The 21,375-nt window shown below is 67.2% G+C and carries 24 protein-coding genes; 8 read left to right on the plus strand and 16 right to left on the minus strand.

Annotated elements, in window-relative coordinates; translation table 11 throughout:
• Window positions 1–5: 5 nt before the first annotated feature.
• From A5773_RS16005 to A5773_RS16015, 3 genes are all read right to left on the minus strand, one after another.
• Window positions 6–947 carry a class I SAM-dependent methyltransferase gene (locus A5773_RS16005; protein ID WP_067791560.1) on the minus strand — a complete coding sequence of 314 codons (942 nt, stop codon included), beginning with the start codon at window positions 945–947 and terminating at the stop codon, window positions 6–8.
• Window positions 948–1,021: 74 nt separating this feature from the next.
• Window positions 1,022–1,657 carry a TetR/AcrR family transcriptional regulator gene (locus A5773_RS16010; RefSeq protein WP_067791562.1) on the minus strand — a complete coding sequence of 212 codons (636 nt, stop codon included), beginning with the start codon at window positions 1,655–1,657 and terminating at the stop codon, window positions 1,022–1,024.
• A gap of 2 nt (window positions 1,658–1,659) precedes the next feature.
• A complete protein-coding gene (locus A5773_RS16015) occupies window positions 1,660–2,643 on the minus strand; it encodes a pirin family protein (protein ID WP_067791564.1) in 984 nt (327 codons plus the stop codon).
• Between the two features lie 181 nt (window positions 2,644–2,824).
• Between A5773_RS16015 and A5773_RS16020 the strand changes: the two genes are divergently transcribed.
• Window positions 2,825–4,825: a chloride channel protein gene (locus A5773_RS16020; protein ID WP_066949356.1), complete on the plus strand. Its 2,001-nt coding sequence runs from the start codon at window positions 2,825–2,827 to the stop codon at window positions 4,823–4,825.
• On the opposite strand, the gene dps is transcribed toward A5773_RS16020, so the two are convergent.
• Together dps and A5773_RS16030 are read right to left on the minus strand one after the other, a co-directional pair.
• On the minus strand, window positions 4,822–5,367 hold the full coding sequence (gene dps, locus A5773_RS16025) for a DNA starvation/stationary phase protection protein Dps (RefSeq protein WP_067791566.1): 546 nt from the start codon (window positions 5,365–5,367) through the stop codon (window positions 4,822–4,824). The genes A5773_RS16020 and dps overlap by 4 nt on opposite strands.
• A gap of 95 nt (window positions 5,368–5,462) precedes the next feature.
• Window positions 5,463–6,374: a DNA-3-methyladenine glycosylase gene (locus tag A5773_RS16030; protein ID WP_067791568.1), complete on the minus strand. Its 912-nt coding sequence runs from the start codon at window positions 6,372–6,374 to the stop codon at window positions 5,463–5,465.
• Window positions 6,375–6,425: 51 nt separating this feature from the next.
• On the opposite strand from A5773_RS16030, the gene A5773_RS16035 reads away from it, so the two are divergent.
• Window positions 6,426–6,824 carry a nuclear transport factor 2 family protein gene (locus tag A5773_RS16035; RefSeq protein WP_066949349.1) on the plus strand — a complete coding sequence of 133 codons (399 nt, stop codon included), beginning with the start codon at window positions 6,426–6,428 and terminating at the stop codon, window positions 6,822–6,824.
• Here A5773_RS16035 and A5773_RS16040 read toward each other — a convergent pair.
• The 4 genes from A5773_RS16040 to A5773_RS16055 are packed head-to-tail and all read right to left on the minus strand — an operon-like array spanning window position 6,821 to window position 9,624.
• Entirely contained in the window at window positions 6,821–7,201 is a 381-nt protein-coding gene (locus A5773_RS16040; RefSeq protein WP_067791570.1) for a DUF427 domain-containing protein, read from the minus strand. The genes A5773_RS16035 and A5773_RS16040 overlap by 4 nt on opposite strands.
• 28 nt (window positions 7,202–7,229) lie before the next feature.
• Window positions 7,230–8,075, minus strand: coding sequence for a class I SAM-dependent methyltransferase (locus A5773_RS16045; RefSeq protein WP_066949512.1), 846 nt, complete (start codon window positions 8,073–8,075; stop codon window positions 7,230–7,232).
• A 20-nt stretch (window positions 8,076–8,095) separates the two neighbouring features.
• Entirely contained in the window at window positions 8,096–9,121 is a 1,026-nt protein-coding gene (locus tag A5773_RS16050; protein ID WP_067262074.1) for an NAD-dependent epimerase/dehydratase family protein, read from the minus strand.
• Window positions 9,118–9,624: a nuclear transport factor 2 family protein gene (locus A5773_RS16055; protein ID WP_067262146.1), complete on the minus strand. Its 507-nt coding sequence runs from the start codon at window positions 9,622–9,624 to the stop codon at window positions 9,118–9,120. The genes A5773_RS16050 and A5773_RS16055 overlap by 4 nt, the downstream gene beginning before the upstream one ends.
• A gap of 72 nt (window positions 9,625–9,696) precedes the next feature.
• Between A5773_RS16055 and msrA the strand changes: the two genes are divergently transcribed.
• Window positions 9,697–10,209 carry a peptide-methionine (S)-S-oxide reductase MsrA gene (gene msrA / locus A5773_RS16060; RefSeq protein ID WP_066949340.1) on the plus strand — a complete coding sequence of 171 codons (513 nt, stop codon included), beginning with the start codon at window positions 9,697–9,699 and terminating at the stop codon, window positions 10,207–10,209.
• A gap of 15 nt (window positions 10,210–10,224) precedes the next feature.
• Here the strand turns inward: msrA and A5773_RS16065 are convergent, their stop codons facing one another.
• On the minus strand, window positions 10,225–11,550 hold the full coding sequence (locus A5773_RS16065) for a cytochrome P450 (protein WP_067262077.1): 1,326 nt from the start codon (window positions 11,548–11,550) through the stop codon (window positions 10,225–10,227).
• Window positions 11,551–11,681: 131 nt separating this feature from the next.
• Between A5773_RS16065 and A5773_RS16070 the strand changes: the two genes are divergently transcribed.
• Genes A5773_RS16070 through A5773_RS16080 form a run of 3 tightly spaced genes read left to right on the plus strand, consistent with a single transcriptional unit; the run spans window position 11,682 to window position 13,594 of the window.
• On the plus strand, window positions 11,682–12,293 hold the full coding sequence (locus A5773_RS16070) for a TetR/AcrR family transcriptional regulator (protein WP_067262079.1): 612 nt from the start codon (window positions 11,682–11,684) through the stop codon (window positions 12,291–12,293).
• A 40-nt stretch (window positions 12,294–12,333) separates the two neighbouring features.
• Window positions 12,334–12,546, plus strand: a complete 213-nt coding sequence (locus A5773_RS16075; protein WP_066949331.1) for a molybdopterin-binding protein — start codon at window positions 12,334–12,336, stop codon at window positions 12,544–12,546.
• 4 nt (window positions 12,547–12,550) lie between these two features.
• Window positions 12,551–13,594: a zinc-binding dehydrogenase gene (locus tag A5773_RS16080; protein ID WP_067791572.1), complete on the plus strand. Its 1,044-nt coding sequence runs from the start codon at window positions 12,551–12,553 to the stop codon at window positions 13,592–13,594.
• Between the two features lie 11 nt (window positions 13,595–13,605).
• Here the strand turns inward: A5773_RS16080 and A5773_RS16085 are convergent, their stop codons facing one another.
• Complete coding sequence (locus A5773_RS16085) at window positions 13,606–14,496, minus strand: alpha/beta fold hydrolase (protein ID WP_067262084.1); 891 nt, start codon at window positions 14,494–14,496, stop codon at window positions 13,606–13,608.
• A 29-nt stretch (window positions 14,497–14,525) separates the two neighbouring features.
• A complete protein-coding gene (locus A5773_RS16090) occupies window positions 14,526–15,761 on the minus strand; it encodes a sulfotransferase (RefSeq protein WP_067262085.1) in 1,236 nt (411 codons plus the stop codon).
• A 28-nt stretch (window positions 15,762–15,789) separates the two neighbouring features.
• Between A5773_RS16090 and A5773_RS16095 the strand changes: the two genes are divergently transcribed.
• Window positions 15,790–16,365 carry a TetR/AcrR family transcriptional regulator gene (locus A5773_RS16095; protein WP_067262086.1) on the plus strand — a complete coding sequence of 192 codons (576 nt, stop codon included), beginning with the start codon at window positions 15,790–15,792 and terminating at the stop codon, window positions 16,363–16,365.
• Window positions 16,362–17,474: a DUF1214 domain-containing protein gene (locus A5773_RS16100; protein ID WP_067262088.1), complete on the plus strand. Its 1,113-nt coding sequence runs from the start codon at window positions 16,362–16,364 to the stop codon at window positions 17,472–17,474. Before A5773_RS16095 ends, A5773_RS16100 begins: the two co-directional genes overlap by 4 nt.
• An 11-nt stretch (window positions 17,475–17,485) precedes the next feature.
• Here the strand turns inward: A5773_RS16100 and A5773_RS16105 are convergent, their stop codons facing one another.
• From A5773_RS16105 to A5773_RS16120, 4 genes are read right to left on the minus strand one after another with little or no spacing between them, the layout of a single operon-like run.
• Entirely contained in the window at window positions 17,486–18,526 is a 1,041-nt protein-coding gene (locus A5773_RS16105) for an LLM class flavin-dependent oxidoreductase (RefSeq protein WP_067262091.1), read from the minus strand.
• Window positions 18,526–19,050 carry an SRPBCC family protein gene (locus tag A5773_RS16110; protein ID WP_197505386.1) on the minus strand — a complete coding sequence of 175 codons (525 nt, stop codon included), beginning with the start codon at window positions 19,048–19,050 and terminating at the stop codon, window positions 18,526–18,528. Before A5773_RS16110 ends, A5773_RS16105 begins: the two co-directional genes overlap by 1 nt.
• Window positions 19,051–19,102: 52 nt before the next feature.
• Entirely contained in the window at window positions 19,103–20,209 is a 1,107-nt protein-coding gene (locus A5773_RS16115) for an acyl-CoA desaturase (RefSeq protein WP_066949306.1), read from the minus strand.
• Window positions 20,210–20,234: 25 nt separating this feature from the next.
• Window positions 20,235–21,338, minus strand: a complete 1,104-nt coding sequence (locus A5773_RS16120) for a ferredoxin reductase (protein WP_067791574.1) — start codon at window positions 21,336–21,338, stop codon at window positions 20,235–20,237.
• Between the last annotated feature and the right edge of the window lie 37 nt (window positions 21,339–21,375).

A 21,375-nucleotide genomic window follows, 5' to 3' on the forward strand; every position in this document is an offset into this window, starting at 1 on the left:
GGAAGTCAGTCGGTCGGCTCGCCGAGGTGCGCCCGCAGCAGCACGCTGCGCACGGCGTCTTCGGCCAGGTCTTCGGGTACCGGGCGGCCCAACCGGGCCATCTCCTCGCGGTTGTCCACGGCTCGCACCTGCCAGCCGTGGTCGGTCAGCCACTGGGCCGCGTCCGAACGGTCCGGCTCGTGGTAGGTCAGCGCCTGCACGTTGACGTCCAGGCCGAGCCGCTCCCGCATCCGCAGCCAGCGCTGTGAATTGCTCCGCGAGTTCAGGCCGAATGCCTCGATGGCGACCCGGCTGCCCGGGGCGCTGAGAGCGGTGAAAGTCTCGAACAGACGGTCTTGCGCGTCGCTTGGCAGGTACGGGAGCAAGCCCTCCGCGAGCCAGGCGGTCGGTCGCGTGCGGTCGAAGCCCGCCGCGGCCAGCGCCGCGGGCCAGTCGTCGCGCAGGTCAACGGGGACAGGGCGGCGGCTCGCGGCGGGGGCGGCGCCGTGCTGCTGCAGGATCCCGGTCTTGTATTCCAGCACCTTGGGCTGGTCGATCTCGTAGACCGCGGTGCCGTCCGGCCAATTCAGGCGGTAGGCCCGCGAGTCCAACCCGGCGGCCAGGATGACCACCTGCCGAATGCCGGCCTGCACCGCGTCGGCGAAGTACTCGTCGAAGAAGTGGGTACGCACGGCCTGGTAGTCGATGCCGATCCGATGCGCGCGGCGGCCCTGCTCGTCGCCGTCGAGCCACGCCAATTCGGGATCGGTGAGCCGGGCCCATGCCGGGCCGGCCGACGAGACCAGAACGCGGGCGAACTCGTCGCGGATCAACGGGTTGCTTCCGGCGGTTTCCGCCGCGCGCGAGGCGGCGACGCCCAGCGCGGTGGCACCGACGAGTTCGGTGATGGCCCAGCTGTCGCCGGCAGATCTCAGGGAAGGCGGTAACGACGCGTCCACATCAGTCATGACGGGGCCATGCTACCGGGATAAGTTAGTTAGCCTATACGCTTTGTGCGCAACTTCACTGCCCGCGCGATCGGCTAGGCCTCCGGCCGCAGCAGCCCGCCTTCCATCAGCTGCCGCAGCATTCCGGTCACGGCCAGCATCTGCTGGGGGCTCTCCACCCAGCCCGCGTACAGGCCGACGCCGCACATGATGACGACCAGCGACTCGATCAGCGCCGACGCGTCGATGTCGGCGGCAACCTCGCCGCGCTCGATCGCGTGCTTGACGACTCGATCCAGGAATTCCCGGACGGCCCGGACTGACTCGTTTTCGGTCTTGTTCCATTCCGGGTGCCGCTGCGACTCGAGCACCCCGGAAATTATCAGCGCCGATCCGGCGGGATTCTCCGAATTCGCTTGCACCGCGGAGGTGATGAATGCCGTCAGCTGCGCCGCCAGAGTGGTCTCGCGGCTGGCCACTTTGATGCCGGTTCCGATGATGGCTTCGTTGGTTTGCTCCAATACCTCGCGATACAAGACGCGCTTGCTGGAGAAGTAATGGTTGATGGCCGGACGGGTCAGATCAGCGCGGGCCGCGATCGCCTGGAACGTGGCGCCGTCGTAACCGCGTTCGCTGAACACCAGGCGAGCGGCCCGCATGATTCGCTGGCGCGTCTCGTCCGCCTTTGCGGCAGGGGGGCGTCCAGGCCTGCGACCCACCCCTGAAGACATCGTTAAAGTGTGCCACCGCCACGGTGCGGCATTAGCGCGTTTGGCGGAATGCTGCCGAACTTCCCGGCCTGGTAGTCCTGCACCGCTTCAACCAATTCCGCACGCGAGTTCATTACGAAAGGCCCGTAGTGGAATACCGGCTCGCGAATGGGTCGACCGCCCAGAATCAGCACATCCATCGCGGTCGTGCGCGACGATTCCTGTGCCGGATCGGCGCCCACCGTGATCCGATCTCCGGGGCCCAGCACCGCCAATTGGCCCTCGCGAATCGGGTGAGCAACCGGACCGACACATCCGCTGCCCGACAACACGTACACGAGCGCATTGAAATCGCGCTGCCACGGCAGGTTCAGTCGGGCGCCGGTTTCGATCGTGGCGTGGGCGAGCGTGATCGGCGTATGAGTGCTTCCGGGGCCGCGGTGACCGTCGACTTCCCCGGCGATGATGCGGACCAGCGCCCCGCCGTCGTCGGACGAGATCAACTGCACGTCACCACCGTCGATGGCCTGGTACCGAGGCGGCGCGAACTTGTCTCTCTTCGGCAGATTCACCCACAACTGGATGCCATGAAAGAGGCCGCCACTGTCGACCAGTTCTGCGGGCGGCGTCTCGATGTGCAGGATCCCCGAACCGGCGGTCATCCACTGCGTCGCGCCGTCGGTGATCAGGCCGCCGCCGCCGTGGGAGTCCTGGTGAGCGAACTTGCCGTCGATCATGTAGGTGACCGTTTCGAACCCGCGGTGCGGGTGCCAGTCCGTGCCCCTCGGCTCGCCCGGCTCGTACTCCACCGCGCCCATCTGGTCCATGTGCACGAAGGGGTCCAGGGCGGCGGCGCTCACCCCGGCGAAGGCGCGCACGACGGGAAAGCCCTCGCCCTCATAGCCGCGCGGCCCAGTGGTGATCGATCGGACCGGGCGCTCGGTGTCGGCGGGTGTGGCGACACCGACGCGGGGCAACGTCAACGTGTTTGCGGTGATAGCGGGCATGTGACCTCCGTGTTGAGAACTACCCCGAATAACCGGACCGCGGTCCAGTTATTCCCCGGTGCTGCCGTCGCGGCGAAAAGTTGCGTAGGGCAATATTTGCTGCAGGAAATGGTCGCAGCGGCGTGCACGATCCAGAGGCGGCCGACAAGCAAAATGCGGCCGTGGGGGGAAGGATGCGTGGATGGGTCAAAATGTGGCGGCCACGGCTACGGTTCTGCCGATCCGGCCAGTGTCCAGAGCCGTGGGTCAGTTCGCCGGTTGGCTGCGCGCGAACCGGGTCGGGCTGTTCTGTGCGGCCATCGTCGTCGGGCTCGGCGCCGGCCTGGGCGCGGCGGCGTTCCGCTACCTGATCTACGGCTTCACCTGGTTGGCGACCGGACACGACGAATTCGGCCAGGACGGTTGGGTGGGCAGCGACCATTTGCCCTGGTTGGGAATTGGCTTCTTCGTGATCATCCCTGTCATCGGCGGATTGCTGTACGGGCCGCTGATCTCGCGGTTCGCCCGGGAGGCTCGCGGCCATGGCGTCCCGGAAGTCATGATCGCGGTGGCGGAGAACGGTGGCCGCATCCGTCCGCAGGTGACCGTGGTGAAAGCCCTGGCCTCCGCGTTGTGCATCGGTACGGGCGGATCGGTCGGCCGTGAAGGACCCATCGTTCAGATCGGCGCGGCGCTGGCCTCCGGTCTCGGCCAGTGGGTGCGAATGCCGGAAAATCGGCTGCGGGTGCTGGTGGCCTGTGGCGCGGCGGGCGGCATCTCGGCCACCTTCAACGCCCCGATCACCGGGGTGTTCTTCGCCGTCGAGCTGATCCTGCGTGAACTGTCCGTCGAGGCGATCTTCACGATCATGCTGTCGTCGATGGTCGCCGACGTGGTCGCCCGCGTGTTTTTCGGCTCGGCCCCCTTCCTCACCCAGTTGCCTGCCGGCATCGAGCTGAATCACATAGCCAACTACTTGCTGGTGGCGCTCCTCGCGGCGATCGCCGGGTTGATCGGGATCCTCTTCAAAAATGTCCTGTACAAGACCGAAGATCTTTGCGACCGGGCGTGGGGTGGGCGCCCGGATTGGGCGCGGCCGGCGGTCGGCGGGATCGTGCTCGGCCTGCTGCTGCTCGCGGTGCCGCAGCTCTACGGTGTCGGCTACCCGGTGATGTACGCCGCCTTCGCCGGCCACTACGCGCTGTGGCTCCTACTGGTGCTCGCCGCCGGCAAAATGCTGGCCTGCAGCCTGACCATCGGGATCGGCGGCTCGGGCGGGGTGTTCGCGCCCTCGCTGTTCGTCGGGGCCACTTCCGGCATGGCCTTCGGGCTGTTCGTCCAGCACACCATCGGGACGGCCGTCGGGCACCCCGCCCTCTACGCCATCGTCGGCATGGGTGCCGTGTTCGCCTCCGCAGCGCGCGCCCCGCTCACCGCCCTGGCGAGCACCGTCGAAATGACCGGCGATTTCACCCTTACCCTGCCGGTCATGTTGGCCGTAGCGGTCGGCACTACCGTGTCGCGGGGGGTTTCCTACGGAACCATCTACACGACGAAGCTGCTGCGCCGGGGCATCGACATCGACCGCCCCACTCCTACCCATGCGTTCGCCGACCTCACCGCGGCCGACGCCATGCATCCGTTCGCCATTCCACTGGACCTGACCCGCGCCGTCGGAAATGCCGATCAGAACTTGACGGCCTTGCTCGGCCCTGTCACGCGCGTGCGCGAACCGCAGGCGCTGTTCGCCAACGACAGCCTCGCCCAAGCCCTGCGTCAGCTCGTCCTCTATGGGCGCGACGGGCTGCCCGTCATCGACACCGAGGCCCGGTCTGTTCAGGGGTGGCTGACCAACCAGAATGTGCTGCGCGCGGTCGGGGCCCACTTCACGGACGTCCAGCCGGACGTCGCCACGGGCCAACCGGCTGCGGACTGGGTCGAGCCGCGACCCGCCGCCGAACACGACCCGCACAGTGAACTCGACGGGTATTGCATCGTCGAACACACCCTGGCCGGCGATTCGACCGCCGTAGGCCGGGTTCTCGGTGACCTCGACTGGCCGGACGGTCACTTCCCCGTCTCCGTGCTGCACAATCGGCGGCTCGTCGATGCCGACGCCACACTACGGCTCGCCGTGGGCGACCGCGTCAACGTCCTCGCGCCCAAAGACGGCGTGCAGCACCCGGATTCGCCGGCCCGCTAGGAACTGCGCGCGCTGCTGGCGGCGTCCTTCTCGGTGGTCGAGCCCTCGTGGGTCAACTGCCCACCCGCGCTCTCCAGGTGCGCCCGGACGAACCACTGGAACTTCTCCAGGTTCCCGGCCTGATCGATCAACAGATCCTGGGTGACCGGGTCGAGTTCCTCGGTCTCCTCGATGTACTTGCGGATGTCTTCGACGACGCCGGTGTAGACGAGGTCGAGCGCGGCCAGGTGAGCCTGAACGGTGTCGCGGCCGACGGAGTAGTCGTCCCAGGTGCGGTCTTTGATGATGGCTCCCGGCGTACCCTGCGGTGATCCGCCCAGGGCCGCAATGCGCTCGGCAACGTCGTCGGCGAAACCGCGGACCGCCTCGACCTGCGGGTCGATCATCTCATGCACGCCAATGAAGTTGGGCCCCACCACATTCCAGTGGACATGCTTGAGCGTCAGGTGAAGATCGTTGTAAGTGCTCAGTTGCTTTTGCAGCAGTTCGGTCAGCCGCGCTCCCTGTTTGTCGGTGAGCCCCGGGATGGTGAACTGTGTCATCGGTTTCCTCCGTTTCGCACACGGTCACGTCTTTTGACGTTGGTTACCCGATGACCGTTGCCGAAAACGCGGCGCCGACGAGGCCATGACCACGTTTAGAGTTCGCTGATGTGCTGCACCGGTAGCCGGGCGCCGCGCCGTGGTTCGTATGCCAGCCCGCTGGCCTCGAGCAACCGGACCACTCGGTGGCGGTGTGGTCGCATCGGTTCGAGCAGCTCCAGCATGCCCGCGTCGTCGACCGGGTGGCCCGCCAGCGTCCAGCCGATCATCTTCGGGATGTGATAGTCGCCGACCGAGAGCGCGTCCGCGTCACCGAACGCCCGTTGCGCGGTTTCCGCGGCGGTCCACTCCCCCACCCCAGGCAACGACATCATCGCCTCGCGCGCCTGCGCGGGCGAACGGGACGCCAGCCGTTCCAGCGCGGCGGCCCGACGCGCACACGTCACCACGGTCCGCGCACGTCCCGGGTCGACGTTGGCTCGATGGAACTCCCACGACGGGATGTGCCGCCACTCGTCGGCCGAGGGCGGCACCCGCATTCGCGCCGGCGCCGGCCCCGGCGCCGGCGACCCGTACTTGGACACCAGCAGGCGCCAGGACCGAAACGCATCGGCGCCGGGCACCCGCTGCTCGATGATCGCCGGGATCAGCGCCTCCAGCACCAGCCCCGTACGACCGAGGCGCAAGTGGGGTACCCGCCGCTGCGCGGCGGCAACGATCGGGTCCCGGGGCGCGAAATCGGAAGCGTCGTCCTCGTGGCCGAGCAGCGCGGGCAACCGTTCGACGAATTCCGGCCCGCCGCTACCCCACGCCACACAGTGAGCGGCGTTGGCGGCCACACGGCTGATCCGCGCGGCGACGGGTCCGGTCGGCAGCAGGCTGGTCCGCCAGATCGTGCCGTCACCGGAAGCCTGAAAACACGGATCCCCGCGACCTCGGCGAAGCGGCGCCAACGTGTGCCCGAAGCTGACCACCCCGGGGAACGTGACAGTGCGCGTGCTTTCCACCGACCAACTCTCCGATTGACCGTTAACGATGTGCCAAGTCAATATTGCGATGTGATGACGCCGTTCGATGACCCGCAGGGCGAACTGGCTTGGATGTTCCTGCAAAGTACGAGCGACGGGGGCGACCTCGACGAGGGTTTTTCACTGCTCAGCGACGACTTCACCTACTGGTCGCTCGTCACGCGGGCTTCGTGCGACAAGGAAGCGTTCCGGCAAGCTATCGAGCGGCGCAAACGGGACCTCGAGCTGACCATCGACCTGGTGCGGTGTGTGAACGAGGGAGAGACCGTGGTGGTCGAGGCGCACGCCAGCGGCATCACCACCGCCGGCGTCAAATACGACAGCCCATTCGTCTGCATCTTCGACACCCGCGATGGCTTGATCGTCTCGATGCGGCTGTACAGCGACACCCGGGCCCACGAGGCCGCGCTGCCGGGGTGGATTTTCTAGGACGCAGAAACGCTGATTTCGGCCTTGTTCGGGTAGAACGCGACATGCCCGGCGATCGCCGCGACCGCGGGATAGGGCTGCTCGTAAGTCCAGATCACGTCCTCCACGGTGTCACCGGCGGAGGTGGTCACGCTGTAATAGCTCGCCTCGCCCTTGAAGGGACAATATGTGCTGGTGTCCGTGCGGGCCAGCCGGTCTTGCACCACGTCGCTCATCGGAATGTATTGCACCGCAGGCAAACTGGCTTCGCGTAATTCGAGCGCGGCCGTCGTATCGGCGACCACCTCGCCGTTGACGCGAACCTGGACCCGCCCCTTTGTCGGCTCGATGGTGATCGGGTGGCCGGCACTGGGCTCTTTGATTTCGGGATGGCTCATGGTCTCCTCCTAGACGCCGATAAAGGCTTCAACACGAGCCGGCGCCCGACGCTTCCCGATCAGGCACCCCGAATGCGTAGCGGTGATATTGGGACATATTGGCCATGGCCGGAACGACTGCCATGACCCTGCCCATCACGTGGTAGATGCGCGGAAGCCGCTCGAAGGTCTCTGATTCAAACCACCGCACCCAGGAAAGCAGTCGAGTGCCGTGCACCGCCTGGAGGATCTCGCCCGGCCCGTCGATGCCCCAGCTCAACTTCGACCCGGACCGGCGCACCACCGCGTTCATCCACTGCGACTTGATACCCGTCCGGTTGAACGCGTCGAATTGCAGCTCGCCGCGTTCGAAGCGATCAACGACCCGTTGCAGCAGCGCTATGCCGTCCTGTTGGGACAGATACATGGTCAACCCTTCGGCGAGCATCAGCGCGGGCCGGTCGTCGGGTATCTCCGCCAGCCAGGCTGGATCGGTTACCGACGCGGCGACGACGTGACAGTGCGGGGCAGCCGGGTAGAGCCGGGAGCGCAGGTCCGCGACGTCGGGGTAGTCCACGTCGTACCACTCCACCAGCGGGCTCGGCTGGAGCCTGAAATATCGGCCGTCCAGTCCGCAACCCACATGCAGGACAACCGCACTCGGATGCGCGTCAAGGAATTGGCGAGCCCACATGTCGAAGTGCGCGGTGCGAGTCGTCACCGACGATGAATTGCGCGCGGTGATAGTGGTCTTCGTCCAGTCGTAGTCGATCCGCTCGACGACCTCTTTGGCATAACGGTCGCCCAGAATCGGGTTCGGCAGGTCGGCGTCGACCGCCTTTGCATACAGCGTCGCCAGCATCGTCTGCGGCGGCCCGTCGAGATCGACGCGTATTCGGTCCACGGCCCGGGCGTCTATTCGGGCTGTGCGGCCGGGCTGGTCTTTCGCGGACTGCGCATGGCGGCCCAGAACCGGGCGGCCTCGCGGATCGACTCCTCGACCGGGCGCGGCTGCCAACCCAATTCGCGCTTGGCCTTGCCGCTGTCCACGTTGGCCTCGGCGCGCATCATGCGCACCGACGCGAGGCTGAGTTCGGAGTCCTTGCCGGTGAGCCGGGCCTTCAGGCTGCCCAGCGCGGAAAGGGCGTAGAGCATCGGGACCGAGATCGAGCGTTGCGGCGCCGGCACCCCGGCCTCGTCGGCCGCGATGCGCACGACGTCGTTCAACGCGATCATCCGCTCGGAGACCAGGTACCGCTCGCCGATGCGGCCGCGTTCGGCGGCCAGGATCATGGCCCGCGCGGCATCGTCGACGCCGACGACTTCCAGCTGGATGCCCTTCATTCCGAAGGGCAGCTTGCCGAACACGGCGCCGGCGATGAAGGCACCGTGCGGCGTGCCGCCCCAGTCACCGCTGCCGTACGTCGTCGACACGCACATCGCGATGGCGGGCAACCCCGCCTCGGCCACGTACCGCATCACCAGGTCTTCGGCCTGCACCCGGGCCTGCACGTAGGGGGTCTGTCCCCGCGGGCTGATCACGTCGTCTTCGGTCGCCACGTGCCCGTGCCGCCGGCCCACCGTCGCGTAGGTGCTCGTGAAGATGAACCTGCGCAGGTCGGGTTGGCTGACCGCGACATCGAGAACGTTGCGCAGGCCCTCGACGTTGGTGCGAAACAGCGGCGCGGGGTCACGCAACCATGCGCGGGTGTCGACCACGCAGTAGTAGACGTCGTCCACACCGTCCATCGCCTCGCGCAACGTGGCGTCATCGAAAACGTCGCCGTGAAAACGGGTGAGCTCGAGGTCATCGATGGAGCGGGTGTTGGCATTCGGGCGCACCATCGCCCGGACCTGGAAACCGTCCGCGACGAGTTGGCGGGTGACGTGGGAACCCAGAAAGCCGTTGGCGCCGATGACCAATTTGGGTTTGCTGCTCACTGGGATCCTCCGTATTGCTGCATCCACCGCGCGGCGTCCTCGTCGAGCGTGCCCAGCGCCTGGGCCTTGCGGCACCACTTCATCCCGGCCTTCAGGAAACGCAGCGGGTTGTAGATGTCTTCTTCACGGCTCCACTGGCCGTCGCCGGCATACGTGATGATCGTGATGTTGGTCGCGCTGATGACGCTGCCGTCGCCGGGGTCGCGCATCGGGTTGTCCAGTTCGAGGATGACCCGCCCGGTGGGCTCGTCGATCACCGACCACAGCGTGGGGAACGCGACCATGTGGCTGCCGGGGAAGGTCGTCATCGTTTGCTTGATCCACTCGCGCACCTCGTCGCGGCCGCGCATGGTGCCCGCCGCATGCTCGACGTACTCGACGTCGGGCGTGTACTGCTCGACCCAGGCGTCCCAGTCGCGCGTCTCGGCGGCCCGGGCGACCGTCTCCTCGAACCTCTCGAAGGCGGCGGCCAGTTCGGTGCGGGAGAACGAACGGGTAGTCATTTTGCGGCACCGTTGCAGCTCATCGGCGGAGTGTAGCCTGGGCGGCATCGTGACCCGTGAGGAGGACGAGCAATGGCAACCCAAAAAGCGATACTTGCCGGCGGATGTTTCTGGGGGATGCAAGAACTCATCCGCAAGCAACCGGGTGTGGTTTCGACGCGGGTCGGCTACACCGGCGGCGACGTCCCGAATGCGACCTATCGCAATCACGGCACGCACGCCGAGGCCATCGAGATCGTCTACGACCCGGCGGTCACCGACTATCGCACCATGCTCGAGTTCTTCTTCCAGATCCACGATCCGACAACGAAAGACCGCCAGGGCAATGACCGCGGGCCCAGTTACCGGTCGGCCATTTTCTACCTCGACGAGGAGCAGAAGCGGATTGCGCTGGACACCATCGCCGATGTTGAGGCGTCCGGGTTGTGGCCCGGCAAGGTGGTGACCGAGGTCAGCCCGGCCGGGGATTTCTGGGAGGCCGAGCCCGAGCACCAGGACTACCTGCAGCACTACCCGAGCGGGTACACCTGCCACTACATCCGCCCGGGCTGGAAACTGCCGCGCCGGGCCACCGCGGACCAGTAGGCGCCCCGTTCCGGCTTAGCGCCGGTGCACCACGACCCGGCCGCCATCCTTCGGCGTGTAGGCGACGCCCCGCCCGTGCCAGCGCTCCCCCGGCGCCGTCGTGGTTTCAAGGGTGAAGTGGCGCAACACCGTTCGCAGCACCAGGTCCATCTCCATGTTGGCGAACGCAGCCCCCACACAGCGGCGGGTGCCGCCGCCGAACGGAATCCACGCGAAGGCCGACGGCTTGGTCCCGACGTACCGTTGCGGGTCGAAGCGCTCCGGATTCGGGAACACGTCGGGATTTTCGTGAATCTGCGCGATGCTCACCAGGATTGATTCGCCGCGGGGAACGATCCACTCCCCGAGTTGATAGCGCGGCGGATAGACGCGTCGGGCCGCGAAATCGATGACGGTCCGGGCCCGCTGGACTTCCAGGATGGTCGCCTGTCGGAGCTCCTGGCCGCCATTGTCGGCCTCCTCGACCAGGGCCGCCAGCACGTCCGGATGCCGCGTCAGCCGTTCGAACGCCCAGCCCAGCGTGGAGGCGGTCGTTTCGTGCCCGGCGGCCAGCAGCGTGAGCAGTTCGTCGCCGATGTCCTTGCGCGACATGGCGGAACCGTCGTCGTAGGTGCTGCGCAGCATCAGTGCGAGCACGTCGGAGCGCTCGTCGAAGTTCGGATCGGCCCGCTCGATTTCGATCAGCCTGTCGATGATGGTGTCGTACTGGCGGCGCCACTCGTCGAGCCGCCCCCACGGGGTGAAGCGTCCGTAATTGCGTTGCGGTTTCGGCATCGTCGCCATCCGCGAGCCCAGCGTGACCCACGGCGGGATGAGCCGGCGCAGCTCGTCGAGTTCGGCACCCTCGGCCCCGAAGACGGCGCGCAGGATGGCGTTGAGCGTGATGCGCATCATCGACGGCAGCGTCGGGAAGGCCTCGCCCTCCGGCCAGCCGGCGGTCTCGCGCAAGGTCTCTTCTTCGATGATCGCCTCGTACTTCTTCATGCTCTTGCCGTGGAACGGCGGCGCCAGCAACCGCCGCCGCCGGCGGTGGTCCTCCCCGTCGAGCGCGAACACCGAGCCGGAGCCGAACAGCCGGCTCAGGTTGGGCTGGATGTTGCCGAGCTCGTCCGGGCTGGTGGTGAAGATCTGCTTGGCCAGCTGCGGGTCGGCGACCACCACGACCGGGCCGTAGATGGGGAGGTTCAGCGTGAAGACGTCACCGTGCCTGCGGGCCAGCCGCTGGATCATCCCGCGCCGCGACATCGCAAAACCCAACCCCTGCAACAGCTTTGGCAGCCTGGTCGCGGGGGGCAACCGGACGGGCATGGTTGCCGGTGGGGCGGTGACGGCTTCACTCATGACGGGCTACTCCCCATTTCTGCCCCGGGCCCCCGGGGTGGTACCGCGGTGTACCAGAACCTTTGAGGATACGGTACTCTGTGGTACCAGACCTGACAAGGGTGCCGCACCGACCGAAAGGGGCGCCGGCCGTGACATCAGCGGCGACAGCAACGGCTGACGAAGCGGTTGTCGGCGACCCGTTCCGGCTCCGATTGCTCGACGGCCTCGCCACCTCGATCGCCGAGCGCGGCTACCGCGCCAGCACCGTCGCCGACGTCGTTCGTCACGCCCGGACGTCCAAGCGCACCTTCTACGATCAGTTCGCGAGCAAGGAAGAGTGCTTCCTGGAGCTGCTGGGGTCCGACAACGAAAAGCTCGGCGCGTGCATCGCGGCAGCGGTCGACCCCGAGGCCGATTGGCATCAGCAGATTCGTCAGGCCGTCGAGGCCTACGTCGGCCACATCGAATCCCGGCCGGCCATCACGCTGAGCTGGATCCGGGAGCTTCCGTCGCTCGGTGCCGCCGCCCGCCCGGTGCAGCGCCGTGGGCTGCAGCTGCTGTCCAGCCTGCTGATCGACCTCAGCGCCAGCCCCGGGTTCCAGCGGGCCGAACTGCCCCCGCTGACCGCGGCGCTGGCGGTCATCCTGCTGGGCGGTTTGCGCGAACTCACCGCCCTTGCCGTCGAAGACGGAAAGCCGGTGCGGGAAATCGTCGAGCCGGCCGTCGACGCCTCCATAGCCCTGCTCGGCCCGCGACACTAGGCTCCATCGCATACCCCTCAACCAAGCGGAGGACCTCGCGATGCGGCTATCAACCCGAAACCAGCTCAAGGGAACCATCACCGAGGTCGATCTCGGGACCGTGATGGCGATCGTGAAGGTGAAGCTCGACGGCGGCGACCAGGTCGTCACCTCCTCGGTCACCAAGGACGCCGCGACCGATCTCGGCCTCAAGGTCGGGCAGCCCGCAACCGTGTTCATCAAGTCCACGGAAGTCACCATCGGCGTCGACTAACCCCATGGCGACGACGATGCGCGCCGAGCGCTTTTACGCGGACACCAAAAGGGTTGCGCTTGAAGACGTTCCAATACCCGAGCCCGGTCCCGGCGAAGTCCTGGTCAAGGTCGCCTTCTGCGGCATCTGCCACTCCGACCTGAGCCTGATCAACGGCACCTTCCCGGCTCAGCGGCCCGTGGTGATCCAGGGCCACGAAGCGTCGGGCACCATCGCGAAGCTGGGCCCCGACGTGACCGGCTGGGCCGAGGGCGACCGCGTCGTGGTTGCCGCCGGCCGGCCCTGCCAGAAATGCGCGAACTGCCGGCGCGGTGATGTGGTGAATTGCCTGCGGATCCAATTGATGGCGTTCGCTTACGACGGGGCTTGGGCCGAGTACACCGTGGCTCAGGCGGCGGGCCTGACCCGGGTACCGGACAACGTTCCGCTGGAGCAGGCCGCGATCCTGGCCGACGCGGTGTCCACCCCGTTCGGCGCGGTCGTCCGGACCGGGAAGGTCGCGGTCGGCGAGTCGGTCGGCGTGTGGGGCGTGGGCGGCCTAGGCACCCATATCGTCCAGCTCGCACGGTTGGTCGGTGCCGTACCGATCATCGCCATCGACGTCAACCCCGCCGTCCTGGAGCGTGCCCTGGCCGTGGGCGCGGACTACGCGTTCGACTCCCGTGACGACGGGCTCAGGGACAAGATCGCCGACGTCACCGACGGCCGGCTGCTGGATGCGGCCTTCGACGCCGTCGGGCTGAAAGCGACGTTCGAGCAGGCGCTCGATTTGCTCACCCCGGGCGGCCGCCTGGTGGGCGTCGGCATGAGCGCGCAGGCTCCGACCATCGGACCCACCTCCCTGTTCGGCTTGACCCGCAAGCAGGTGCTCGGTCACCTGGGCTATCAGAACGTCGACATCGAGACCCTGGCGAAGCTGGTTTCGGCTGGTCGCCTTGACCTTTCACGGTCGATCAGCGAGATCGTCGCCCTGGAAGACGTGGCGCACGGCATCGAGATACTCGAGCGTCAACAGGGCAACCCCATCCGTATCCTCGTCCAGCCCTGAGGCGCCGGCGGTTAACCTTCGCCGCGCAGGAAGGACCGTAGCCGGTCGAGCACGAGCTCGGGCCGCTGGTCGATGATCCAATGGCCGACGCCGTCGACCAGCTCCACCTCGAAATCGCTGATGTGGTCGGCATATCCGTCGGTCAGATCCGCCGTGATCACCGGGTCTTCGGTACCGGTCAGCCAGCGCACCGGCACCTCGACGCGGGCGTCGGCGTACTCGCCGCGCATCCAGCTCAGCATTTCCCCGGTCTGGAAGCTGCGATACCATCGGGAACCCGCCTCGGCGTGGCCGGGCTGGCGCATGCACTCGGCATAGATTCGGAGGTCGTCCTCGGGCAGTGCGAAACCGCCACCCACCCATGACCCGAGCAGACGGCTCGCCCTCGAGTTGAGATTGCCGACCATCCGCGGCCCGATGACCGGCAGTGAGATCGGGATCTGATACCAGAGCCGCCAGATATTCCTAACCGCGCGCAAATCACGTTTCACCCAGGGCGCCACCGTGTTCACGCCGAAGAAACCGGTCACCTTTGCCGGGTGGCGCAACATCATGATGAACGCGACCGGCCCGCCCCAGTCGTGGGCGACGAGCTTGACGGCCTTGACATTCAGGCGATCCAAGACGGCCGCCAGATCGTCGGCCATCTCGGCCTTGGTGTAAGTCGATCGGGGCGCCGAGCTCCAGCCGGCGCCGCGCAGGTCGGGGCACAGCACGCGATAGCCGTCGCCGGCCAGCGGCCCGATCAGGTTGTGCCATTCCCACCAGTTCTGGGGGAAGCCGTGCACCAGCATCACCGCCGGCCCGTCGGCCGGACCCGCGTCCGCGACATGGATCGTCACACCGCTCCCCAGATCGACATACCTGTGTTCGACACCGTCCAGCGCGGGCATAGTGACCATGAATTGAGAACGTAGCGGCCCGCCGCCGGTTAGGCCAGGAACCGCTCGACGTACGGCGCGAAGCGGCAACGCAGGTCGGCCTCGTCCAACCCGAACATCTCGCAGGACGTCGCGATGTTGCCGAGCCGGCCGCGGCGGTGACCGGCCAGGTACTCGTCGATCGCCGTTCGAACCTCGTCGGTGAACGGCTCGCCGGCCAGGACGTATACGCGTTCGGCGACGCCGATTTCGTCGGTCATGAAGTCGTCGAACCGGACGTCGACCGAGCGTTGCGGGCCGATGGTTTCCCGGTCGCGGACCAGGGCGGTGAGCATGTGCTCGAGGCGGTCGATCCACGACGCCGCGATCCGTTCCACGGGGACCGGCGACCGGTGCATGCGTGCGGAGTAGGTGATCATCGCGATCATCGACAGCGCCACCGGCACCGGGTCGCGGTGCGTGAAAACCACGATGCTGCCGGGGAATACGCGATCGAGCACCGGCACCTGCTCGAGGTGCTGGGGCGACTTGAGCAGCCAGCGCCGCCCGCCCCGCAAGAACTGCATGGCCCTGAGTTGCCGGGCGAGGTACTCGTAGTGCGGCGTCTGGTCGTGGGCCTGGTAGTACTCGCGCCAGGGCGGCACGTCGGCCAGCGTCTCGAACAGCATGGTCGAGAAATCGTTGGCGAGCAGTTGGATCTCCTCGTGGACGTGCTCGGTGGTCATCTCGTGCATCAGCGGGAAGTGCGGCATCACGGTGTTGATCAACCCGACCGCGAGGTCCATCCGCGCCCGGCGGGGATCCGGCTCCATCCCGGCCTCGGCCGGCAACGGGAACGGTTCGACGCTTTCCCAGTAGGGCATGGTGCGAAAGGTGGGCGGCGCCGCCAGCAGGTTGTGCAGATGCGTGGTGCCGGTGCGGGGCAGGCCGGCGATCACCACCGGCGGCTGCAGCTCGATGTCGTCGATCTCCGGATGCCGGCGCACCAGGTCGGTCAACAACAGCCGGTTCTTGAGCAACTGCAGCAGCTGCCCGAAGAAGTTCACCACCCCGGCCTCGTGCAGCCCGTCGATGTCGCGCAGCGCCGCGAGGTAGACCTCGAGCCGTTCGCGATAGTCGTCCGCACCGAAGTCGTCCAGGCCGGTGTCCGCGGCCGCCCTCGCATGCAACGCCTCGGCATCCAGCGGGCAGTCCGGCGCCAGCGAGGCCATCATGTCGAGCAGTTGTTGCGCCTCGGCGCCGAAGCGGGGCGTGGCGAGGTCATCGAGGCGAACGGCGGCGGTCACGGCGACTTATGTTACTCTCAGTTTCGTAATGGTAGTGGATTTTGGCCGGCCCCGTGACCCACGCATCGACGGCGCGGTGCTCAGCGCGACGGTCGAGCTGCTCGCCGAAACCGGTTATGCCGGGCTTTTGGTCTCCGCGATCGCCGAACGCGCCGGCACCAGCAAGCCCGCGATCTACCGGCGCTGGCCGAGCAAGGCGCACCTGGTCCATGAGGCGGTGTTCCCCATCGGTGTCGCGACCGAGCTACCCGACACCGGCTCACTGCCCGAGGATCTACGCGAAATGGTCTGTCGCTCAATGGCTTTCCTGACGACGCCGGCCGCCAGGGCGGCCTTGCCGGGTTTGGTGGGCGAGATGACCGCGGACCCGACCCTGCACTCGGCGCTGCTGGAGCGATTCGCCGGCGTCATCGGCGGCGGCCTGACCGAGTTGCTGGAGCGGGCCGCGGGCCGCGGCGAGGTCCGGCCCGAGGTGACCGCCACCGAACTCACCGATGCCATCGCCGGCATCACCCTGATGGGCCTGCTCACCCGTGTCGGTGAGCTCGATGAGGCCTGGGTCGATCGCACAACCACGTTGCTCCTGAAGGGAATCCGCGCATGACGCACGAAACGACGGCCGCGTGGCAGGAATTGCTCGCCACCCTGGGCACCCTGGACCGCTCCTTCCTGGGGGGAGACCGGGCGGTGACCGACGACCGCCACATCGCCGACGGCTATCGCATGCTCGCCAGCACACTCGGCGTGGCATTCGACGCCTACCTCTTCCCCGAGCCCGGCCGACCCCAGTTCGTCGCGGTGAACACGCCGTTCCGCCGCGACCGCCGCTGGGGTGGCGACAACACCGACGCCTACTACTTCATGTGTCCGGTCGACCCGAAGCGCCGCTACCGCATCAGCGGCAATCGCGGTGACAGCGTGTACTTTTCGGTGACCGCCTACAACGAGCCGTCACCGGGCGCGTGGTCCGACCGGGTGGTCGCGATCGTCCGCGACAGCGATCTCGACGTGGCCGCCAACGGCGACTTCGCCTTCGAACTCGGCCCCACCCCCGACGCCGCCGTGCTGATGACCCGCGACTACCAGGCCGACCCGCTGACCGGCCACCCCGTCACCTGGCGGATCGAGGCGCTCGACGATCCGGAGCCGATTCGGCACGGCGACGCCGAGGCTGCCGCGAGCCTGCAGGCGGTCGCAACCTGGTTGCGCACCATGTTCGCGATCGTGCCGCTGACGGTAGGGACACGTGCCGACGACGACCATGCCCTGGGGCACGAAACCGCGCACACGGCAAATCAATTCGCCGATCCCTATCAGGTTCCCGACGCAAACTTCGGCTGGTCGGCCCGCGACGCCTGCTACTCATATGGCAGCTTTGTGCTCGCTGACGACGAAGCGCTGGTGATCACGCACCGACCGCCCGCGTGCAGGTTCTGGAACCTGGTGGTGTGGAACCAATTCATGGCCACCTTCGGCGCCGCCGAGGGCCCGGACGCCCGCTGTTCGATCAACGGCCACAGCGCCGCTCTCAACAGCGACCGCTCGGTGACGATCGTCTTGTCCGGCGATAGAACCGGCCACCCGAATTCGCTGACCACGCTGGGCTATCCCCGCGGTAACCTCGCCTTCCGGTGGTTTCTCGCCGACGGGGTGCCGGAGCGGCCGGAGGTGGAACTGGTGAAGGTGGCACAGGCGCCGACGGAGACCAGCTAGCCCGCCGGCACTCAGATTTCGCGAACCAACTCGATGGCGCGCCCGAGCGTGCGAAGCTTCGCCTCCAGTGTGTCGCCGGCCGGGTACAGCCGCACGGTGTTCACGCCGGTGTCGCGCCACACCGCAAGCCGCGCGCGGACCATCTCCTCGGTGCCGATCAGCGTGGTGGCCAACACCATGTCGTCGGTCACCAACGCGGCCGCGCCGTCGCGGTCGCCCCGCTGCCAGCGCTCGCGCACCTCGGCGGCGATGCCGGCCCAGCCTTGCCGGCTGTAGGCCTGGTTGTAGTAGTTCGTGCTCGATGTCCCCATCCCGCCCAGGCTGAACGCAAGCTCCTTCTTGCGGCCGGCGACCATGGCGTGCAGCTCATCCTCGTCCGCGGCGAACGCAACCTCGGCGCCCTGGCAGATGTCGACCTCGGCGCGCGAGCGGCCGGCGGCGGCCAGGCCCTCGTCGAGATGCGAGAAGTAGGCGGCGCCGGCGCCCTCCGGGACGAAGCTGGTGCCCAGCCACCCGTCGGCGACCCGCCCCGTCAACCGCAGCATGGCCGGAGACAGCGCGGCCAGGTAGATCGGAATGGGATGCTCGGGCCGGGTCGACAACCGCATCGGCACCCCTTCGCCGCCGGGGAGCGGGATCTGAAACTGCTTGCCCGAGTACGAGAGTTTGTCCCCGGTGAACACCTTCCGCACGATGTCGACGGTTTCGGAGATGCGGGCCAGCGGCGCGCTGAACGAGACGCCGTGCAAGCCCTCGATCACCTGGGGACCGGACGCGCCCAGCCCGAGCAGAAAACGCCCACCCGACAGGTTGGATAGCGTGATGGCGGTCTGCGCGACCATGACGGGCGATCGAACGCCGACCTGCAGGATGCCCGAGCCCAGCAGGATCCGTTCGGTCCGCGCCGCGAGGTAGCCCAGGGCCGAGGGCGCGTCGGAGCCCCAGGCCTCGGCCACCCAGCACACATCGAGGCCCAGCTTCTCCGCCTCGACGACGAAGGCCGCGGTGTCCCGGCCGGCACTCGAAAACTCGACCGTGGTGGCGGTGCGCATCAGCGCACCCCGTGCTCGGCCAGTCTCTTGATCGCCGCGAGCGTCTTGCCGATCGCGGCCTCGAACTCGCGCATCCGCACGAACACGATCTTCTGTTCCTTGTCGGGCATCGATTCGATGGCGACCGACAGCCCCGAACGTCCCGGACCCATCTGCATCCAGTAGCTCAGCGCCGTGCCGCCATCGCGGGAGTTCAGCCGGAACCGCCACATCGCCGCGGGGTTGTCGGGTTCCCCGACGGCCCAGGCGAATTCGCGTGGCTCGTCACACGCGACGATTTGCGAAGTGGTGGTCCATTTCCCGAACGCGTCGTGCTCGTTGTGCCCGATGAAGCGGGCGCCCACGCGCGGGCCGTCGGCACCCTCGGCCCACTCCACGGCCTGCAGCTCGTTGCTGAGCGTCGGCATCAGCTTGATGTCGGAGACCAGGCTCCACACCCGGGCCGGCTCCGCATCGATCCATGTCGATGCCTCCACCGTCGGTTTGTCCGCATACCGCGCGCCGGTCCATTCCACGCAGCCCATTGTGCCCCCGCACGTGAATGCCCGGCTCAGGTGCGGGGGCCGTGGGCGGCTGTCAGGCGGCCGTGGGCACCGGATCGGCCGACCGGTCGGAGCTTGACTTGCGCAGGACCGAGTCCGGGAAGGTGAGCCGGACGATCTTGCGGACGACGGTGCCGAACTGCCGCAGCAGCGGGCCGCGGTTGTAGGGGATGCCGTAGCGCTCGCAGATCGCTTGCACCTCGGGTGCGATCTCGGCGTAGCGCCGGGCCGGCATGTCCGGGAACAGGTGGTGCTCGATCTGGTGGGACAGGTTGCCGGACAGCAGATGAAAGAGCTTGCCACCGGTGAGGTTTGCCGAACCGAGGACCTGGCGGAAGTACCACTGGCCGCGCGACTCGTCTTTGGTCTCCTCGACGGTGAATTCCTGGGTGCCGTCCGGGAAGTGGCCGCAGAAGATGATCATGTAGGACCAGACGTTGCGCATCAGGTTGGCCGAGAGGTTGCCCGTGAAGACGAACGGCGCGAAGGGACCGGCCAGCAACGGAAAGGCCACGTAGTCCTTGAGCGTTTGCCGACGGGTCTTCTTCCAGATCGCGCGCAGCACGTCTCGTTTGTCGGCCAACTCGATTTCGCCGGAGCGGATTCGCTCGGTTTCCAGTTCGTGCAGTGCGACGCCGTACTGGAACAACACCATCAGCAAGAAGGCGTAGAGCGGGTTGCCCAGGAAGTACGGCTGCCAGCGCTGGTCTTCGCTCATCCGCAGGATGCCGTAACCGATGTCGCGGTCCATCCCCACGATGTTGGTGTGGGTGTGGTGCATGTAGTTGTGCGAATGGCGCCACTGATCGGCCGGGCACGCGGTGTCCCACTCGAAGGACCGGCCGGAGATGTTCGGGTCACGCATCCAGTCGTATTGGCCGTGCATGATGTTGTGGCCGATCTCCATGTTGTCCAGGATTTTCGACAACCCCAGCATCGTGGTTCCCAGCAGCCAGGCGGGCGGCAGGAACAACAGCGCGCGGCCGCCGACTTCCAGCGCCCGCTGGGCCTTGATGACGCGGCGGATGTAGTCGGCGTCCTCAGCGCCGAGGCTGGCCATCACGCGTTCCCTGATGGCGTCCAGTTCGCGGCCGAATGCGTCGGCCTGTTCGGGGGTCAGGTTGATCTTGTTCTGTGTCATGGCTTTTCCTCCAGGGTTGGTTGGGCTAAAGCGACAGGTCCACATCGCCGACCGGGACGGACACACAGATCTGCACGTCCTCGTCGGGGCCGGTCGAGACCGCGCCGGTGATCAGGTTGCGCACCGTGCCGGCGGTCTTCCGCCGCGTGCAGGTGTGGCAGATGCCCATCCGGCAGCCGTTTTCGGGTGACAGGCCGGCCGATTCCGCCTGTTCTAGCAGCGAACGTCCGTCGTCAACGACATCGACTCCGCTGTCGGAGAACGTAACCCGCCCCCCCGAGGGATTGGCCGGCGCCTCGAAGGAGGGTGGCACGAAGCTCTCCGTGTAGACGTTGTCGCAGTGCTTTCGGACGGCGTCGACCAAAGGCGTTGGCCCGCAGACGAACACAGCATCGGGTGACGGCATCGCGGCGGCCAGATGCGCGGCGTCGAATCGGCCGGTGAGGTCGCCGCCCTCGGCTCGGGTGTAGCCGTGCAGCACCCGGACGCCGGGCAGCGTCGCGAGTTCGTCGCGGTAGCACGCATCGCCCGCGTTTCGTGCGTAATGGATGAACGCGATCTCGCCGGGGTGCCCCTCGGCGACCAGGGTGCGCACCATGGCCATCACCGGGGTGATGCCGCTTCCGCCGGAAACGAACAAGATCCGGCGGGGTCCTTTCGGCCCCGGCTGCGGCAACACGAAGTCGCCACCGACGCCGGCCAGACCGAACACCATGCCGGGCCGGGCGTGTTCGTACAGGTAGTTCGAGACCAGCCCGCCGTCGTGCTGTCCGATCGTCAGCTCGAGGTGGGCGGCCCCCTCGGCATTGGCCGGGGAATAGCAGCGGGTGTGCCGGCGGCCGTCGATTTCGACGGTGAGGTTGACGTACTGGCCGGCTTTGACGGTATGGGCGGATGCGAAGCTGTCGTTGGGAGCGAGGGTGAGGGTGACGCTGCGCGCGGCGCTGCGGCGCACTTCGATCACCTTGGCGCGGGCCTCCCCCAGCGTCCAGGTCGGCGCCACCAGCTCGGTGTACCGGTCGACGCCGTGCGGGCCGGTGAGGAGATCGAGAAGGTCTGAACCCAAGACTCGCTTCCGAAAAGTCCGAGCGAAAGTTCGACCCGAAGTCTGAGCGGTTTGAGTGAACATATGTACACCGTGGGACCATACCCCCCGGTCAGTCAAG

Origin of the sequence: Mycobacterium sp. 852014-52450_SCH5900713 (assembly GCF_001667075.1) — a bacterium.
In the GTDB taxonomy this organism is placed as follows: Bacteria; Actinomycetota; Actinomycetes; order Mycobacteriales; family Mycobacteriaceae; genus Mycobacterium.